The organism is Streptomyces coeruleoprunus, from assembly GCF_039542925.1.
In the GTDB taxonomy this organism is placed as follows: Bacteria; Actinomycetota; Actinomycetes; order Streptomycetales; family Streptomycetaceae; genus Streptomyces; species Streptomyces coeruleoprunus.
The window spans coordinates 896,476-913,993 of the sequence record NZ_BAABIT010000001.1 but is presented as its reverse complement, the minus strand read 5'-3'; the positions used below and the strand labels follow the sequence as shown (position 1 = coordinate 913,993).

Annotated in this window: 13 protein-coding genes; 9 read left to right on the top strand and 4 right to left on the bottom strand. The window is 73.2% G+C overall.

Annotated elements, in window-relative coordinates; genetic code table 11:
* Nucleotides 1-6 precede the first annotated feature (6 nt).
* The gene (locus tag ABEB09_RS04240; RefSeq protein WP_345687224.1) at nt 7-729 is read right to left on the bottom strand and encodes a Clp protease N-terminal domain-containing protein; all 723 of its coding nucleotides are present in this window, start codon (nt 727-729) and stop codon (nt 7-9) included.
* Nucleotides 730-932: 203 nt separating this feature from the next.
* On the opposite strand from ABEB09_RS04240, the gene arfA reads away from it, so the two are divergent.
* The 8 genes from arfA (at nt 933) to ABEB09_RS04200 (ending at nt 11,978) form a co-directional block, all read left to right on the top strand.
* Nucleotides 933-2,456 (top strand): arabinosylfuranosidase ArfA, encoded by a 1,524-nt coding sequence (gene arfA, locus ABEB09_RS04235; RefSeq protein WP_345687222.1) that lies wholly within the window; start codon nt 933-935, stop codon nt 2,454-2,456.
* Nucleotides 2,457-2,752: 296 nt separating this feature from the next.
* Entirely contained in the window at nt 2,753-3,769 is a 1,017-nt protein-coding gene (locus ABEB09_RS04230) for a LacI family DNA-binding transcriptional regulator (protein ID WP_345693834.1), read from the top strand.
* A gap of 185 nt (nt 3,770-3,954) precedes the next feature.
* Nucleotides 3,955-5,268, top strand: a complete 1,314-nt coding sequence (locus ABEB09_RS04225; protein WP_345687220.1) for an ABC transporter substrate-binding protein — start codon at nt 3,955-3,957, stop codon at nt 5,266-5,268.
* A 12-nt stretch (nt 5,269-5,280) separates the two neighbouring features.
* The gene (locus tag ABEB09_RS04220) at nt 5,281-6,285 is read left to right on the top strand and encodes a carbohydrate ABC transporter permease (protein WP_345687218.1); all 1,005 of its coding nucleotides are present in this window, start codon (nt 5,281-5,283) and stop codon (nt 6,283-6,285) included.
* Nucleotides 6,282-7,145 (top strand): carbohydrate ABC transporter permease, encoded by an 864-nt coding sequence (locus ABEB09_RS04215; RefSeq protein ID WP_345687217.1) that lies wholly within the window; start codon nt 6,282-6,284, stop codon nt 7,143-7,145. Before ABEB09_RS04220 ends, ABEB09_RS04215 begins: the two co-directional genes overlap by 4 nt.
* Nucleotides 7,146-7,152: 7 nt before the next feature.
* Nucleotides 7,153-7,740, top strand: coding sequence for a hypothetical protein (locus ABEB09_RS04210; protein WP_345687216.1), 588 nt, complete (start codon nt 7,153-7,155; stop codon nt 7,738-7,740).
* Between the two features lie 681 nt (nt 7,741-8,421).
* Nucleotides 8,422-11,154 carry an exo-rhamnogalacturonan lyase family protein gene (locus tag ABEB09_RS04205; RefSeq protein ID WP_345687214.1) on the top strand — a complete coding sequence of 911 codons (2,733 nt, stop codon included), beginning with the start codon at nt 8,422-8,424 and terminating at the stop codon, nt 11,152-11,154.
* 314 nt (nt 11,155-11,468) lie between these two features.
* Nucleotides 11,469-11,978 (top strand): hypothetical protein, encoded by a 510-nt coding sequence (locus ABEB09_RS04200; RefSeq protein ID WP_345687213.1) that lies wholly within the window; start codon nt 11,469-11,471, stop codon nt 11,976-11,978.
* Here the strand turns inward: ABEB09_RS04200 and ABEB09_RS04195 are convergent.
* From ABEB09_RS04195 to mmuM, 3 genes are all read right to left on the bottom strand, one after another.
* A complete protein-coding gene (locus ABEB09_RS04195) occupies nt 11,951-13,006 on the bottom strand; it encodes a LacI family DNA-binding transcriptional regulator (protein ID WP_345687211.1) in 1,056 nt (351 codons plus the stop codon). The genes ABEB09_RS04200 and ABEB09_RS04195 overlap by 28 nt on opposite strands.
* Nucleotides 13,007-13,219: 213 nt before the next feature.
* Complete coding sequence (locus ABEB09_RS04190) at nt 13,220-15,121, bottom strand: DUF2264 domain-containing protein (protein WP_345687209.1); 1,902 nt, start codon at nt 15,119-15,121, stop codon at nt 13,220-13,222.
* 277 nt (nt 15,122-15,398) lie between these two features.
* The gene (gene mmuM / locus ABEB09_RS04185) at nt 15,399-16,325 is read right to left on the bottom strand and encodes a homocysteine S-methyltransferase (RefSeq protein WP_345687207.1); all 927 of its coding nucleotides are present in this window, start codon (nt 16,323-16,325) and stop codon (nt 15,399-15,401) included.
* A 121-nt stretch (nt 16,326-16,446) separates the two neighbouring features.
* Here mmuM and ABEB09_RS04180 point away from each other — a divergent pair, with 121 nt between their 5' ends.
* A complete protein-coding gene (locus ABEB09_RS04180) occupies nt 16,447-17,511 on the top strand; it encodes a glycoside hydrolase family 43 protein (RefSeq protein WP_345687205.1) in 1,065 nt (354 codons plus the stop codon).
* The last annotated feature ends 7 nt before the right edge of the window (nt 17,512-17,518 follow it).

Sequence of the window (17,518 nt, the reverse complement as noted above, 5' to 3'; positions counted from 1 at the left end):
AGCGTGTCACGCCGCGCCGCCCGTCGCCGCGGCGATGTGGGCCTCGGCCGCGGCCTTGTCGAGCCCGACGCCGCCGAACAGCCCCTGGCCGTCCTCGTACTCCAGCTGTGCGAGCAGCAGATGCTCGGGCCCGATGTACTGGTGGCCCAGGCGCAGCGCCTCGCGGAAGGTGAGTTCCAGGACCTTCTTCGCGGCCTGGTCGTACGGCACGAGCGAGGGCGGCTCCTCGGCCGGCTCGGGCAGGGCGGCGGTCGCGGCCTCCCGTACGGCGTCCAGGGTCACGCCCTGGGCGGTGATCGCCCGCGCTGCGGGCGTACCCGGCTCGGTGACCAGGCCCAACGCCAGGTGGGCGAGGCCCACTTCGGCGCTGCGCGCCGACTGCGCCGCCGCGTGTCCGGCGACGACGATCTTCCTGGCGTCGTCGTTGAAGCGGCTGAAGCCCTGGCTGGGGTCGAGGTCCGAGGGCTCTCCGGGGTCCTTCGGCACGAAGCGCTTCTGCGCCGCCTGGCGGGTGACGCCCATGCTGCGGCCGATGTCGGTCCACGAGGCGCCGGAGCGCCGCGCCTGGTCGACGAAGTGGCCGATGAGGTGGTCGGCGACCTCGCCGAGGTGGTCGGCGGCGATGACCGCGCTGGAGAGCTGTTCCAGCGCGTCGGTGTGGGTGGTCTTGATGGCCCGGATCAGGTCGTCCAGGCGGACGGAGGACGTGACGTCTTCGGGTTTCGTCATGTGTCAACGCTAGGTTGACAGCGCTTGAGTGTCAACCTTCGGTTGACATGCGCAGCGATGCTTGTTCGGCATATCGACCGTCATCCGGTAATTCGGCCGAAACTCTGGTGTGTCACCCCTCCCGCGATCACCATGGGGCTGCCCCGCCGCCGGCCGACACGGGCCGCGCGGCCCAACAGCCCGCCAGGGAAAGGGAATCGCCCATGACACGGCCCGCCCCCGTCGCCCGCTTCACCCTCGACCCCGCCTTCACCGTCGGCGACGTGGACCCGCGCCTCTTCGGCTCGTTCGTCGAGCACCTCGGCCGCTGCGTCTACACCGGCATCCACGAGCCCGGCCACCCGGCCGCCGACGAGACCGGGCTGCGCACCGACGTCCTCGACCTCGTCCGCGAACTCGGCGTGACCGTCATCCGCTACCCCGGCGGCAACTTCGTCTCCGGCTACCGCTGGGAGGACGGTGTCGGCCCCGTCGAGCGGCGCCCGCGCCGGCTCGACCTCGCCTGGCGGTCGACCGAGACGAACCGCTTCGGGCTCGCCGAGTACATCGCGTTCCTGAGGCGCGTCGGCCCGCAGGCGGAACCGATGATGGCCCTCAACCTCGGCACGCGCGGCGTCGCCGAGGCGCTGGAACTCCAGGAGTACGCCAACCACCCCGGCGGCACCGAGCTGTCCGGCCGCCGCATCGCCCACGGCGACAAGGAGCCGTACGGCATCCGCCTGTGGTGCCTCGGCAACGAGATGGACGGCCCCTGGCAGACCGGCCACAAGACGGCCGCGGAGTACGGCCGGCTCGCCGCCGAGACCGCCCGCGCCATGCGGCAGATCGACCGCGACGTACAACTCGTGGCGTGCGGCAGCTCGTCGCGCTCCATGCCCACGTTCGCCGCGTGGGAGGCCGCCGTCCTCGCCGAGACGTACGACCTCGTCGACTACGTCTCCCTGCACGCCTACTACGAGGAACAGGACGGCGACCGGGACTCGTTCCTCGCCTCCGCCGTCGACATGGAGGCCTTCATCGAGGACGTCGTCGCCACCTGCGACCACGTCGGCGCCCGGCTCAAGTCCCCGAAGCGGATCGACCTCTCCTTCGACGAGTGGAACGTCTGGTACCTCACCCGCTACCTGCGGCAGGCCGAGGAGGAGCCGCTGGACTGGCCAGAGGCGCCCCGCCTGCTGGAGGACGTCTACTCGGTGACGGACGCCGTCGTCCTCGGCTCGCTGCTGATCGCGCTGCTGCGCCACGCCGACCGGGTGCGCATCGCGTGCCTCGCCCAGCTCGTGAACGTCATCGCCCCGATCATGACCGAGCCGGGCGGCCCGGCCTGGCGTCAGACGACGTTCTTCCCCTTCGCCCAGGCCTCCCGTCACGGCCGTGGCCGCGTCCTCGACGTACGGATCGACTCACCCACCCACGAGACCCGCAAGTACGGCACCGTGCCCCTGCTGCACGCCACGGCCGTACGCGCCGACGACGGCAGCGTCACGGTGTTCGCCGTCAACCGCGGCCAGGACGCCCCGCTGCCCCTGGAAGCGGCCCTCCAGGGCCTGCCCCTGACGGAGGTCGTCGCCCACACGGCGCTCGCCGACGCCGACCCCGAGGCGCGCAACACCCTCGACGACCCCGAGCGCGTCACCCCGCACGACGTACCGGGGACCACACTGCGGGACGGGGTGCTCCATGCCGTACTCGAACCGCTGTCGTGGAACGTGATCCGGCTGGCCTGAGGACCGCACCGCGGCCGCCGCGTCCCCACGGGGAGCGGCGGCCTCTGCGTTCACCGCCCGTGGCCCGCACCACCTATTGTGAATCGATTCACAGTAGCAATACCCGGGTGCTCCAAGCTGGGCGCCCATGCCGAGGCGCCTAGGTCCGTTGACTCGGACCAGTCCTGGCCCTAGGTTCCTGCTCGGCGCTTGAAAGCTTTCATCCCGCGTACGATGGAGCGTCCGGTCCGGCGAGTGCGCCGCCCCGGGCGGTGCGGCGGCGGAGAGGACCGAAAGGGGAGGGCGGCGTGGCGCGCATGGTGGGAATCAAGGACGTGGCGCAGCGCGCCGGCGTGTCCGTCGGTACCGTCTCGAACGTCATCAACCGCCCGGCGACCGTCGCCGAGGCGACCCGCGAGCGGGTCCAGGCGGCCATAGAGGAGCTGGGGTACGTCCGCAGCGAGTCGGCGCGGCAGCTGAGGGCCGGCCGCAGCCGGATCATCTCGCTGCTCGTCCTCGACATGGCGAACCCGTTCTTCGTGGACCTCGCCACCGGCGCCGAGCGCGCGGCCCGTGAGGCCGGGCTCGGGGTCATGCTCTGCAACAGCGCCCAGGACCCCGCCGAGGAGGCCGAGTACCTGGGGCTCTTCGCCGAGCAGCGCGTCCGGGGCGTCCTCGTCACCCCCGCCGACCCGGCGGGCGGCACACTGCGGGCGTTCGCCCGGCACGGCATCCCGTACGTACTGGTCGACCGGGTCGCGGCGGGCCTCGACGTCTGCTCCGTGTCCGTCGACGACGTCGAGGGCGGGGCGCTCGCCGCCCGGCACCTCCTGGACGGCGGGCACCGCGGCCTCGTCTACGTCGGCGGGCCGGCGCACCTCCCGCAGATCCAGGACCGCTGCGTCGGCGCCCTCGCCGCGCTCGCCGAGGCGGGCCTGCCGCCGGAGGCGCTGGTGCGGATCGAGACCGAGCGGCTCGACGTCGCCTCCGGACGCGACGCCGGTGCCCGGCTGCTCGGCATGTCGCCGCGCCCGACGGCCGTCTTCTGCGCCAACGACCTGCTCGCCCTCGGTGTCCTGCAGACCCTGTACACGGCCGGTGTCTCCGTACCGGGCGACATCGCCCTCGTCGGGTACGACGACATCGAGTTCGCGGCCGCCGCCGCGGTGCCCCTCACCTCCGTGCGCCAGCCCGCCCAGCGCATGGGCCGGATGGCCGCCGAACTGCTCATCGAGGAGACCGGCGACGCGGCGGACACCCATGTGCATCAGCACATCGTGCTGATGCCGGAGCTGGTCGTCCGCGCGTCCAGCATGGGGCCGCGCAGGTCGTAGCGCGGCCGGGGAGCCGGCTCTCCGGCGCGACCTTTTCGGGCGCTCCGGTACGCCCCGGGTGCCCCCCGGCCACCCGCCCCCGGTGACGGATCTTGTCCGAACCGTTGACGTTCCCGCCGAGGGTCCTTACGTTGTCCCGGCAAGCGCTTTCCTAAAACGATTCAAATGCGCGCTGGAGGACGACTGTGCGTACCAACGGGACCGGCGGGACCGGAACGCGGGGGACGGGGACTGTTGACCGGCGCGGCCTGCTGAAGCTGGCGGGCGGCTCTCTCGCCGCCCTGGGGCTGACGGCGGCGGGCTGCGGCACCGGAAGCGGCTCGGACGGCGGGATCGTCACGATCCGGTACGCGTGGTGGGGGTCGGACGACCGCGCCAAGCGCATCACACGGACGATCGCGCTGTTCGAGAAGAAGTTCCCCAAGATCAAGGTCAAGACCGACTTCCAGCCGTACCTCGACTTCTGGAAGAAGTTCAACACCCAGGCCTCCGGCGGCAACCCGCCGGACGTCTTCCAGAACGCCGTCGGCTTCCTCCGCAAGTACGACGCGAAGAACGTCCTCCTCGACCTGCGCGGCCAGGTCGACGCGGGAAACCTGAAGCTCGACGGCTTCCGCGCCGGCCTGGAGAAGTTCGGCGAGGTCGACGGCAAGCTCCTCGGCGTCCCCGTCGGCTCCAACTCCATGGCCCTCGTCGTCGACCAGGCCGTCTTCCGCAAGGCCGGCATCACACCCAAGCCGGGCTGGACGTGGGACGAGTACTACGCGGCCCTCGCGAAGATCCGCGACACCCAGGGCCGCGCCGGCGACAGCGGCATGTTCAGCGTGATGTACCTGTACGACATGTACCTCCGCCAGCACGGCAAGGCGTTCTACACAGCCGAGGGTCTCGGCTTCACCGAGGCCGACCTCACCGCCTGGTGGAACAAGGCCTACGAGGGCGTCAAGTCCGGCATCTACGCCGACCCGAAGAAGGTCTCCCAGGCCCGCCCCAAGTCCGCGGTCGCCGCCGAGCTGGCCGCCTCCGAGTTCACCTGGGACAACTTCACCATCCGCTACACCTCCGAGGGCAAGAGCCAGTACGGCCTCGCCCCCATCCCCACCACCGACGGCAAGCGCACCGGCCAGTACCTCGGCTCGCTCATGCTCAGCGCCTCCCGGCGCACCAAGCACCCCGAGGAAGTCGCCCAGTTCATCAACTTCATGGTCCACGACCCCGAAGTCGCCAGGATCATGGGCTACGACCGCGGCGTGCCCGCCACCACCGCCCAGTACGAGGCGTTCAAGCCCACCGACCCGGTGAACCGGCAGATCGCCGCGTACGAGAAGCAGCTCGTCGACACCGGCGTCCTCGAACCCATCACCCCCCACCCCGCCGGCGCGGACGTCGCCGAGGCGGCCTTCCTGCGCATCGCCGAGGAGATGGCCCTCGGCAGGCGGTCCGTCCCCGACGCCGTCCAGCAGTTCTTCTCCGAGGCGAAGACCGCCTTCGGCTCCTGACGGAGGACGACCGTGACACACCTCCAGACCGCCGCCGCCCCGGAGACCGCCACCGCGGGCTCCGGGCCGCGGCCCGGCCCGCCGGGCCCCGCCCCCAAGGCCCGGCCACCCGCCGCCCGGCGGCGGGCCCGCCGCGAGAACCTGGCCGGCTACCTCTTCATGTCGCCCTGGATCACGGGCTTCCTGCTGCTCACCGCCGGCCCCATGGCCGCATCCCTGTACTTCGCCTTCACCGACTACAACCTCTTCGACGCGCCCCGCTGGATCGGCCTGCGGAACTTCACCGACATGTTCGCCGACCCCCGCTGGCGCCAGTCCGTCGACGTCACCCTCTGGTACGTCGTCGTCGGCACCCCCCTCAAGCTCGCCGCCGCCCTCGGCGTCGCCCTCCTCCTCAACCAGAAGCGGCGCGGCCAGGGCTTCTACCGGGCCGCGTTCTACGCCCCGTCCCTGATCGGCGCGAGCGTCTCCATCGCCATCGTCTGGCGCGCCATCTTCTCCGACGACGCCATCGTCGACCGCGCCCAGCGCGCGCTGTTCGGCTCCGACGTCGGCGGCTGGATCGGCGACCCCGACTGGATCGTCTACAGCCTGGTCGCGCTCACCGTGTGGCAGTTCGGCGCGCCCATGGTGATCTTCCTGGCGGGACTGAAGCAGGTGCCGCGCGAGCTGTACGAGGCGGCCGAGGTCGACGGCGCGGGACCCTGGCGCCGCTTCTGGAACATCACCCTGCCGATGATCTCGCCGGTCCTCTTCTTCAACGTCCTGCTGGAGACCATCCACTCCTTCCAGATCTTCGGCTCGGCGTACATCCTCGGCGGTTCCAACGGCACGTGCGGTCCCGCCGACGCCACGCTCGTCTACACCTGCTACCTGTACGTCCAGGGCTTCGAGAACAGCCGCATGGGCCTCGCCTCCGCCATGGCGTGGATGCTGCTGCTCGCGGTGGGCCTCGTGACGGCGGTGCTGTTCTGGTCCCAGCGGCGCTGGGTGCACTACGAGGAGGACGGCCGATGAGCGCACCGACCCAGCCGATGGCCGGCAGGCGGGGCCTCGGCTCCCTCACCTGGCACCTGGGAGCCCTCGTCGTCCTCGCCGTGGTCCTCTACCCGGTGGTGTGGGTGATCGGCGGCTCCTTCAAGCCCAACGACGAGATCGTCGGCAGCCTCGAACTGTTCCCCACCGACCCCGTCACCGACAACTACCGCCGCCTCGCCGACGGTATCGCCGACATCCCCATCAGCACCTTCTTCGGCAACTCGCTCCTCCTGGCGCTCGGTTCGGTGGCCGGGGTGCTGATCTCCAGCTCCCTCGCGGCGTACGCCTTCGCCCGCATCGGATTCGCCGGCCGCGGCGTGCTGTTCACCCTGATGATCGGCACGTTGCTGCTGCCGTACCACGTGCTGCTCATCCCGCAGTACGTGATGTTCCAGAAGCTGGAGCTGGTCAACACCTATACGCCGCTGCTGCTCGGCAAGTACCTCGCCACGGACGCCTTCTTCGTCTTCCTCATGGTCCAGTTCATGCGGAACCTGCCCCGGGAACTCGACGAGGCGGCCCGCCTGGACGGCTGCGGCCACCTGCGGATCTACTGGTCGATCGTCCTGCCCCTGTCCCGCCCCGCCCTCATCACCAGCGCCATCTTCACGTTCATCAACGCCTGGAACGACTTCATGGGCCCGCTGATCTACCTCAACGAGCCCGACAAGTACACCGTGTCCCTGGCTCTGAAGATGTTCGTCGACCAGGACGGTGTCGCCAACTACGGCAGCATGATCGCGATGTCGCTGGTGGCGCTTCTGCCGGTGCTGGCGTTCTTCCTGGCGTTCCAGCGCTATCTGATCGACGGCATGGCGACGTCGGGCCTGAAGGGATGAGCCGCGGATGTCCACAGTGAACACCCGTCCCGCCCGCGCCGGTTTCCCGCAGGCCTTCGCGGTCTTCGCCGAGTGCCTGCTCACCGGCGTGTGGATCGCCGTCGCGGCGCTGCCGCTGGTGACGCTGCCCGCGGCCTTCGCCGCCGGGGCGGCGCACCTGCGCCGTCACCTCGGGCACGAGGCCGGCGGGGTACGGCGGTTCGCGGCGGACCTCCGGGCGGCGGCCCGGCGCGGCTGGCTCACCGGGCTCGTCCTGTGGGCGGCGGCCGCGCTCGTGTGGGCCGACCTCGCGGTCGTACGCGCCGGGGAACTGCCCGGCGGGGCCTTCGCCGGGGCGGTCGGCGTCCTCGCCCTGCTCGCCCTGGCGGTCGCCGTCCTCCGGGCCGCGGTGGCCTGGCGGCCGGGGGCGTCCTGGCGGGCGCTGACGGCCGCGGGCCTGCGGCGCACCTTCGTGGACCCTGCGGGGTCCCTGGTCCTGGTGTGCGGTTTCGGCGTCGTCGCCGCGTCGTGGTGGCTGTCGCCACCGCTGGCGGCACCGGCGCTGGGCGTCCTGACGGCCGCGTCCCTGGCCACGACGCACCGCCTGTCCGACTAGGGCGGCACCCTACGACCCCCCACCGGGGATGAGCCGTCCCGGGCGGGCGGGGCCCACCCACCCCCCACCGGCGGTGAGCTGCCCAGAGGCGGGCGGGCCCACTCACCCCACCCCCACCGGGGCTAACCCGCCCACGGGCGGGCGGCCCTACCCACCTCACCCCCACCGGCGGTGAGCCGCCCACGGGCGGGCGGGGTCCACCCACCCCACCCCCGCCGGGGGTGAGACGCCCGTCAACGGGACGGGGGTGGACCGGGGGTCGCGCGCGCAGGATTGGCGGCGCTGGACGCTTCGCTTTCCTGGGCCCGTGCGAGCCAATCTGAGCACGTGACCCCCGGGCCGCCCCCGTACTCACCCACCGTCGTGGCGCGCAAGAGAAGGGCCCTCAGGCCGGGGGGCCGTTCCTCGTTGTGCCCACCCGTTCCTCCCCCAAGGACTACGTCCAGGGGGGACCCCCATGCGGAACGACTGCCCACAACGAGGAACGGCGGCACCGGCGGCGCCAGCCCACAACGACGGAACAGCGGCACCGCGGCGCGAGCCCGCAACGACGGAAAGGCGGCGCCGGCCGCAACGACGGAACGGCGCGACAGCGCCACAGCGGGAACCGGCCCGAGCCGCGGCGATGCCCCGGCCTGCGGAGCAGGTAGTCCATGTGTCTCACGTCAGAGAGGAACGTTCATGTCTCCTATACCGCGCAGGGCCATTCTCAAGGCCGCTGCCGTCGCCGGGGCCGCCGCGCAGTTCAGTTGGGCGGTCGGGCAGGGGAGCGCGCAGGCGGCGGCACCCGCCGGGGACGCGCCCGTGACCGTGGAGTGGCTGGAGGGCGGGGGCCTGGGCGCGGCCCCGGGCTCGACGTTCGGCGTGCCCTGGCCCCAGGGCGCCGTCCCCGCGGGGAAGGGCTTCACGCTGGCCGGCGCCGACGGCAAGGCCGTCCCCGTACAGACGTGGCCCACCGCGTACTGGCCGGACGGCTCGCTCAAGTGGACGGCCCACGCCGTGGGCCCCGAGGCGGCGGGCATCGGCAGGTTCACGCTGACGCCGGCAGCCGCGGCCGGACCGGCCCCCGCCAGGGCGCTGACAGTCAGTCAGGCCGACCGGCGGATCGTCGTCGACACCGGTGTCATCAGGGCCGTGATCTCCAAGGACGGCGAGAAGCTCGTCGAGTCGGTCACCAGGAACGACGGCGGCACGAAGATCGCGACCGACGGCCGGCTCGTGCTCCTGAGGCAGAGCGACCTCGACGACGGCGACCAGGGCAACGCCAAGTGGGAGCGGTTCGACGGGGAGATCGGCCGGGCCGTGGTCGAGCAGAGCGGCCCGGTACGGGCGGTCGTGCGGATCGACGGCAAGCACCGCAAGGCGAGCCGCAGCTGGCTGCCGTTCTGCGTGCGGCTGTACTTCTACGCGGGGGCGGAGTCGTTCCGGATGGTGCACACCATCACGTACGACGGCGACCAGAACAAGGATTTCATCCGCGGCCTCGGCGTCCGCTTCACCGTGCCGATGCGGGACGCGGCGTACGACCGGCACATCCGGATCGCGGGGGAGGGCAAGGGCTTCCTGACGGAGGCCGTGAAGGGCGTCACGGGCCTGCGGCGCGACCCCGGTGCCGCCGTGCGGGCCGCGCAGGTCGAGGGCCGGAAGCTGCCCGACCCGTCGACCTGGGACCAGCGGGTCACCAGCCGGCTGCAGTACATCCCCACCTGGGGCGACTACACGCTCGCGCAGCTGTCCGCGGACGGGTTCGCCCTGCGCAAGCGGACCAAGCCGGGGCACGGGTGGATCCCGGCGGGCGGCGGCGGCCGCGCGAACGGCTTCGCGTACGTGGGCGGGGTGAGCGGCGGATTCTCCTTCGGCCTGCGGGACTTCTGGGAGAAGCACCCGGCGCAGCTCGACATCCGGGGCGCCGCCGGTGACGCCGCCGAGGTCACGCTGTGGCTGTGGTCGCCCGAGGCCCAGCCGATGGACCTGCGCTTCTACCACGACGGGATGGGCCAGGACACGTACCCGGAGCAGCTGGAAGGCCTCAACATCACGTACGAGGACCACGAGCCCGGCTTCGGCACCCCGTACGGCATCGCCCGCACCAGCGAGCTGATGTTCTGGGCCAACGCGGCGACCCCCGGCGCCGACGCCCTGGTCGCGCAGGCCGCGGCGGTGCGCACGCCGCCGCAGTTGGCGGCGGCGCCGGAGCACCTGGCCCGCGCCAAGGTCTTCGGCGGGCTGTTCGCGCCCGTCGACCGGTCGACGGCCGCGAAGGCGAGGATCGAGGACCAGCTCGACTTCCTGTTCCGGTACTACAAGGACCAGGTGGAGCAGCGCCGCTGGTACGGCTTCTGGGACTACGGCGACATCATGCACACCTACGACGAGGACCGGCACCAGTGGCGGTACGACGTCGGCGGCTACGCCTGGGACAACTCGGAGCTCTCGCCGGACCTGTGGCTCTGGTACGCGTACCTGCGCTCCGGCCGGGCGGACGTCTTCCGGTTCGCGGAGGCGATGACGCGGCACACGGGCGAGGTGGACGTCTACCACCTCGGCCGGTGGGCGGGGCTCGGCACCCGGCACGGCGTCCAGCACTTCGCGGACAGCGCGAAGCAGCAGCGCATCTCGACGGCCGTCTACCGCCGCCCGTACTACTTCCTCACCGCCGACGAGCGGGTGGGCGACCTCATGCACGACCTGGTCGACTCCGACGAGACGTTCCTCGTCCTCGACCCGATCCGGAAGATCCGCACCGAGCCGTACGAGCCCGACCGCCACGCCCTGTCGATCGGCTTCGGCACGGACTGGAGCGGGCTCGCGGCCGCGTGGCTCACCGAGTGGGAGCGCAGGGGCCCCAAGGCGGCCAAGGCGGAGGCGCGGCTGCGGTCCACGATGGAGACCATCGCCGCCCAGCCGAACGGCTTCGTGCAGGGCACCGGGCTGTACGACCTCGACACGGGGCGGTTCGCGGTGGCGGACAAGCCGGTGGTGGGCGTCTCGCACCTGTCGGCGATGTTCGGGCTGGTCGAGATGTGCGCCGAGCTGATCGACCTGATCGACATGCCGAAGTTCAAGGACGCCTGGCTCGACTACTGCCGGTACTTCAACGCGACGAAGGCCGAGCAGGCGGCGCGGTACGGATCCCACTTCGGCACGCTGCTGCTCTTCCAGGGGCATTCGCGGCAGGACGCGTACGCGGCCGCGCAGTTGGACGACGACAAGCTGGCCGCCCGTGCGTGGCAGAAGTTCTACGGCAGCGACGGGTACACCACGGCGATGAAGTGGGAGAAGACCCCGCTGGAGGGGCCGGTGGTGCTGGAGCCCGGCTACGAGCACCTGTGGATCTCCACCAACACCACGGCGCTGTTCGGGCTCGCGGCGATCCAGAACCTGGCGCTGATCGGGGACCGGATGCCGGGCTGACGGCCCGCCCGGCGCGGGTGCCCGGGCCCGGTCGGGCCCCGGGCACCCCGGCCGGGCCGGGGCGGGGTACGGCGCTCAGTCCACCGTCAGCACCTGCACGCCGCGATCGAGGTGTCCCCGCCGGCGTACCGGCGTACGTTCCGCGCGGCGGGCTGACCCCGGGGCGGGCGGCGCGGGCCGTCCCGGCCGCCCGGCGCCGCCTGCCGGACGCCCGCCGAACAGGGACGCCCGCCGAGCAGGGTGTCGGTCCCGGCCGCTAGAGTGCCCGCTGCGCATGTCTGTTCGACATGCTCCGGTGCACCGAAGGGGAGGGCATGCACACGGAACTCAGGGAAACGGCCACGGAGTTGGCCACGCTGCTGTGGCGGCAGCACACCGTGTACCGCGAGCGGGGCGGCGGCGTGGTCATCCGCGGCGAGCACGTGGAGCGCTGGATCAGCCTCGCCCCGAGCGGCGGCCGCGACGAGGTCCTCATCCGCGCCGGCCGCATCCTGGACGGCGGGACCACCGCGCCCGCGCGCTCCGAGGCCGTCGTCAGCATCACCGCCGGCACGACCGAACTGGCCGCCATCTGCCGCCGCCTGCTCGCCGAGACCGCGTCCGCCGGGCTGTCCGACGGCGGGCCCGGCGCGCACTCCGGTACGGCCTCCGCCCCGCGGCGTCCGGGCCGTACGCGGCAGCCGCGCAAGCCGAAGGCCGGCCGCACCCGCCGCGTACGCCAGGGCCGCGACCGCCACACGAGCCTCACGTCGTGGGTGGTTCTGGCCTGCGTCGCCGCCGCGATCGGCGTGTACGTCTACAACGTGGCGCTCGCCCACGGCTGAGCGCCGCCGTCGGCGCCCGGCGGCGGCGCCGTGCTGGCGCGGACCACCAGGTGTGTCGACAGCTCCGTGCGGGTGCCCTCCGGCCGCTCGCCGGACATCATCCGCACCAGGAGCCGCAGCGCGGTCGCGGCGATCTCCGACAGGGGGCGGCGCACCGTCGTCAGTCCCGGCGTGGCCCAGCGGGCCTCCGGGAGGTCGTCGAAGCCGACCACGCTGATGTCGTGCGGGACGCGCAACCCCCGCTCCGCCACGGCCCGGTACGCCCCCAGGGCCATCCCGTCCGAGCAGGCGAACACCGCCGTCGGCGGCTCCGGCAGGTCCAGCAGCTCCCGCACGCGCCGCGCGGCGCCCTCCTCCGTGGACTCGCCGAAGCGCACGTACTCCTCGCGGCGCGGCACCCCCGCCGCCAGCAGGGCCGAGCGGTAGCCCGCCACCCGGGCACCCGCGCAGCGTCCGCGCCGGGGGCCCGCGAGCAGCGCGATGCGCTCATGACCCAGGGACAGCAGGTGCTCGGTGGCCGTCACCCCGCCCTGCCAGTTCGTCGCGCCGACCGACACGACGCCGGGTGGCGGCTCCTGCGCCGGGTCGATCAGCACGTACGGGATGCGGTGGCGCTCCAGCCAGGCGTACTGCGACGGATCGGGCTCCGGCAGGCACAGCAGCACACCGGACGACCCGCGGGCCGCCAGCCGGTGCAGCCGGCCCTGCTCCCGGCGGCCGTCGGTGGAGACGACCACCTCCAGGCCCGCCTCCTGCGCGGCCCGCTCGACGCCGTGCAGCACGGCGCCCGACGAGGAGCTGTCCAGGGAGTGCAGCACCAGGTCGACCAGGCCGGGCGGCTTGGCCGCGTCGAGGCGTGGACGCCGCACGTAGCCGAGCCGGTCCAGCACCTCCGTCACCCGGCGCCGGGTCTCGGGGGCCACGTCGTCGCGGCCGTTGACGACCTTCGACGCGGTGGGCACCGAGACCCCGGCCTCCCGGGCGACCACCGCCAGGGTGGGCCCGGCGGCGCTCACGGTACGAGTCATGGCGTTCCCTCCGAACGGCCCCGTAGTAAGCGCTTCCTACATTAGGCGCGGCTCAACTCGGAGTGAAGACCTGCGCGTTCAAGGGCTCGCAACGGTCGGAAACTTTCGACATACCGAACGAGGCCGGTCCGCACGCGCACCACGTCACGACGGCCGTGTCACGCGGACCGGGCCCACGACGACCACGTCACGCGGACCGTTCCGGCGAGCACATCACGCGGACCACGTCACGCCCACCGGCTCGAACGCGACGCGCGTCACCGTCCCGTCCTCGCGCCACCGCACCACGACCGCGTCCTCGTCCGCCGACTCCACCGCCGCGACACCGTCCAGCGGCCCCGCGTCCGCCGTGCCCGTCAGCGAGGCGAGCGCCACCAGCACCACCGTGCCGCCCCCGCTCACCGGCCCGGTCGCCAGCCGGGGCAGCACCGCCCAGCGGGTGAACGCCGTGCCCTGCGGCGCCCGGCACTCCTCCCGCTCCGCCCACCCGTACAGGCCGTGCAGCTGCGACGCCAGCGGCTCGTCCGGCCCGGTCGCCCACCCCGAGAGCCGCACCCGCGCCCCGTCGGGCAGCCCGAGCACCCGGTGCGCCCGCAGCTCGAACCGGCCGCGCGCCACCGTCACGCTCTCCACGCGCAGCCCCGGCACCATCGGCGGGCCCGCCGTGAACACCGGCCGGTGCCAGGAGGCGGCCCACGCCCAGCCGTCGCCCCGCCCCGCGCCGAGCGGCCGCACCCGGCAGCGCACCGAGGCCCCGCGCCCGGTCTCGACCGACAGGTGGTTGTCCGCCGCGTTGCCGCCGGACGTAGGGCCCGTCCGGGTCGAGTAGGCCAGCCGCCCGTACAGCGGGTCGGCCACCTCCGGCGTCTCGCCCTCGTACGGGCGGACCGCGTCGCTGCCGTGGTTGTGCAACCGGGCGATCCCGTCCGCGCCCGTCGTCTGCACCAGCAGCCCCGGCACCGGCAGCGCCACCGCCCGGTCCGCGCCCTCCACGGGCGCCGCCTCCTCCCGCGCCGTCCACAGCGGATCGTCCGCCGGGGCCAGCAGCGCCACGAACGCCTTGGACGCCCAGTACGGGGATGCCGGGGCCGAGTACGACTGGAGCGTCGCCTCGTGCGGGCCGTGCCAGCCCAGGCTCAGCAGCCCGTCCCGCGCGTCCACCGCGCCCCGGTCGGTGAAGTACCGCAGACAGCCGCTCAGCAGCCGCCGCGAAGCCCCCGGGCCGAGCGGCGTACGGCCGGTCACCGCGCCGAGGCCGACCGCCGCGCCCGCCGCGAACCGGTACGTCATCGACCGGCCGAAGTACACCGGTGCGCCGTCGGCGCCGAACAGCGGCGACAGGCCCTCCAGATGGGCGCTCAGACGCGGCCCGTACAGGTCCAGCATCCCCTTGTCGCCGCCGAGGTGCGCGTACAGGACCGGATACAGGTGCAGCGCCCAGCCGTTGTAGTGGTCGAACGCCCGGCCGTCGCCGTCCGCGTACCAGCCGCCGCCCCGGTACCAGGACTCCAGCAGCCGAAGGCCCCGCTCGACCGCCCGGTCCGTCTCCGCGTCGCCCCGCCCCACGGACCGCAGGAAGCCGGCCACCATCAGCGGGAACAGGTACCAGTTGTTCGGCGCCGGCGTGTGCCGCAGCGCGCCCCGCAGCCACTCCTCCGCCCGGTCCCGTACGCCGTCGTCGAGGGCGTCCCACAGCCACGGCCGGGTCAGCCACAGGCCGAGCGCCACGGACGCCGACTCGACCATGGGCTGGCCCTGCACGTCGTGGTCCAGGATCAGCGGCCACGACTCGGCGTCCTCGCGGCCCGCCGTGCGCGTGCCCGACGCGAGGCCGTCCGCGTACCGGCCGAGCAGCCCGTACGGGTCCTCGCCGCGGGCGCCCGCGACGCGGAACGCCGCCGCCAGGAACGTCCGCGCGTAACCCTCCAGGCCGTCGGAGCGCACCCCGGAACGGGACGGCCGCCCCGGCAGGTCCAGCAGGGCGCCGCCGGGGGTCGCCCAGCGCCACGCGGCGCGCACCAGTCCGTCGGCCACGGCCTCCCAATGGGCCCGGGTCCAGCCGGTGTACGGGCTGAGCGCGCGGTCCTCGGGGGGCAGGGGCAGATGCTCGTCCATGCCGGAACTCCAGCCTCTCGCGGGGTGGGCGGTCGTGGGCCCTCGGTGGGGGAGGGGCGCCGGTACGGGCCGCGTGCGCCCGGGTTGCTGAGGGCGCGGGCACGCAGCGCACGGCGGCGGTCCCGGGCACCGCGACGTGCGGTCGCCCGGAGGGGCCGCTGCGCGGCCGGACGTGTCACCGGCGTCCGGCTCCGCGCGGACCGCAGGGCCGGCGTCAACCTAGCGCACGATCAGGCTCCTTGGGGACAGCGCGGCACCGCTCCCGCCTCCGGGGTGCCTACGGCCGCAGGCCCGCCGCCACGTGGGCGATGGCGTCCGGGCCCACCCGGCAGCAGCCGCCGATCAGGGTGGCGCCCGCGCCGCGCCAGTCGGCGGCGCGCTCCGGCGTGAAGACCGACCGGCCCCGCCAGTCCCGGGCCTCGGCGTCCCACACCTCGCCGCTGTTCGGGTACACCACGACCGGCTTGCCCGTGACGCGCGCCGCGACCTCGACGGCGGCGGTCACGTCGTGCGGGTCGCAGCAGTTGACGCCGACCGCCACGATCTCGTCCACGTCCGCCAGGAGCGCGAACGCCTCCTCCAGGGGCTGCCCGGCCCGGGTGCGGTCGCCGGTGATCGTGTACGAGAGCCAGGCGGGCACGGGCAGTCCGCGCACCGCCCGCAGCAGCGCCCGGGCCTCGTCGGCGTCGGGCACGGTCTCCAGGGCCAGCACGTCGGGCCCGGCCGCCGCCAGCACCTCCAGGCGCGGCCGGTGGAACGCCTCCAGCGCGGCCACGTCCAGCCCGTACCGGCCGCGGTACTCCGACCCGTCGGCCAGCATTGCCCCGTACGGGCCGGCCGACGCGGCCACCCACAGCGGGCGGGTGATGCCCCCGGCCCGGGCGCGGCGGGCCGCCTCGCGGGCCAGTTCCACGCTCCGCGCGAGGAGTTCGGCCGCCCGGTCCCGGCCGATGCCGTGCCGCGCGAAGCCCTCGAACGTCGCCTGGTAGCTCGCCGTGATGGCGACGTCGGCACCGGCCTCGTAGTAGGCGAGGTGGGCCGCGACGATCGCCTCCGGTTCCTCGGCCAGTAGCCGCGCCGACCACAGGTCGTCGCTCAAGTCGTGCCCCATGGACTCCAGTTGGTTGGACATCCCGCCGTCCAGGACCAGCGGGGCCGAGGACGTCGTGAGGGCGTGGGTGAAGGACGGCTGCGCAGTGCTCATACCCGGGACGCTAGCGAAGTCCGTCACTCCAGCCCCGTTGACCTCCTCCTGACACACCTTTACGGTTTCGCCGTTCGGGATTGCAGATGCTGTTCGAAATGACGAACGAAAGGTGGTACGCATGAGCCGCGACCCCCTGCCCACCCGTCGACTGCTGCTCCAGGGCGCCCTCGCCGCCGGCGCCCTGACCGCCCTCCCCGCCGGCGCCGCCCACGCCGCCCCGCAGGGCTCGGCCGCCGGCGGACCCCCGTACCTCAACCCCCTCGTCCGCAACCGCGCGGACCCGCACATCCACCGCCACAAGGACGGCCGCTACTACTTCACCGCCACCGCCCCGGAGTACGACCGCATCATCCTGCGCCGCTCCCGTACGCTCCGCGGCCTCGCCACCGCCGAGGAGGCGGTCATCTGGCGCAAGCACACCAGCGGCGACATGGGTGCCCACATCTGGGCCCCCGAGATCCACCACATCGACGGCCGCTGGTACGTCTACTTCGCCGCCGCGCCCGCGAACGACATCTGGCGCATCCGCATGTGGGTCCTGGAGAACCCCTCCCCGGACCCCTTCCAGGGCACCTGGACCGAGAAGGGCCGCATCACCACCGCCTGGGACACCTTCTCCCTCGACGCCACCACCTTCACCCACCGCGGCAGCCGCTACCTCGCCTGGGCCCAGCACGAGCCCGGCATGGCCAACAACACCGCCGTCTTCCTGTCCCGCATGGCGAACCCGTGGACCCTGACCGGCCCGCAGGTACGCCTCACCACACCCGAGTACGACTGGGAGTGCATCGGGTTCAAGGTCAACGAGGGCGCCTCGTTCCTCCAGCGCAACGGCCGCGTCTTCATGACGTACTCCGCCAGCGCCACCGACCACAACTACTGCCTCGGCCTGCTCACCGCCGACGCCGACAGCGACCTGATGGACCCCGCCTCCTGGACCAAGTCGCCCACGCCCGTCTTCACCAGCAACGACACGACCAAGCAGTACGGCCCCGGCCACAACTCCTTCACCGTCGCCGAGGACGGCCGCACCGACGTCCTCGTGTACCACGCCCGCCAGTACAAGGAGATCGTCGGCGACCCGCTCAACGACCCCAACCGCCACACCCGTATCCAGACCCTGCGCTGGAAGCCCGACGGCACCCCCGACTTCGGCGTCCCCGTCCCCGACCGCACGCACTGAGGAGCCC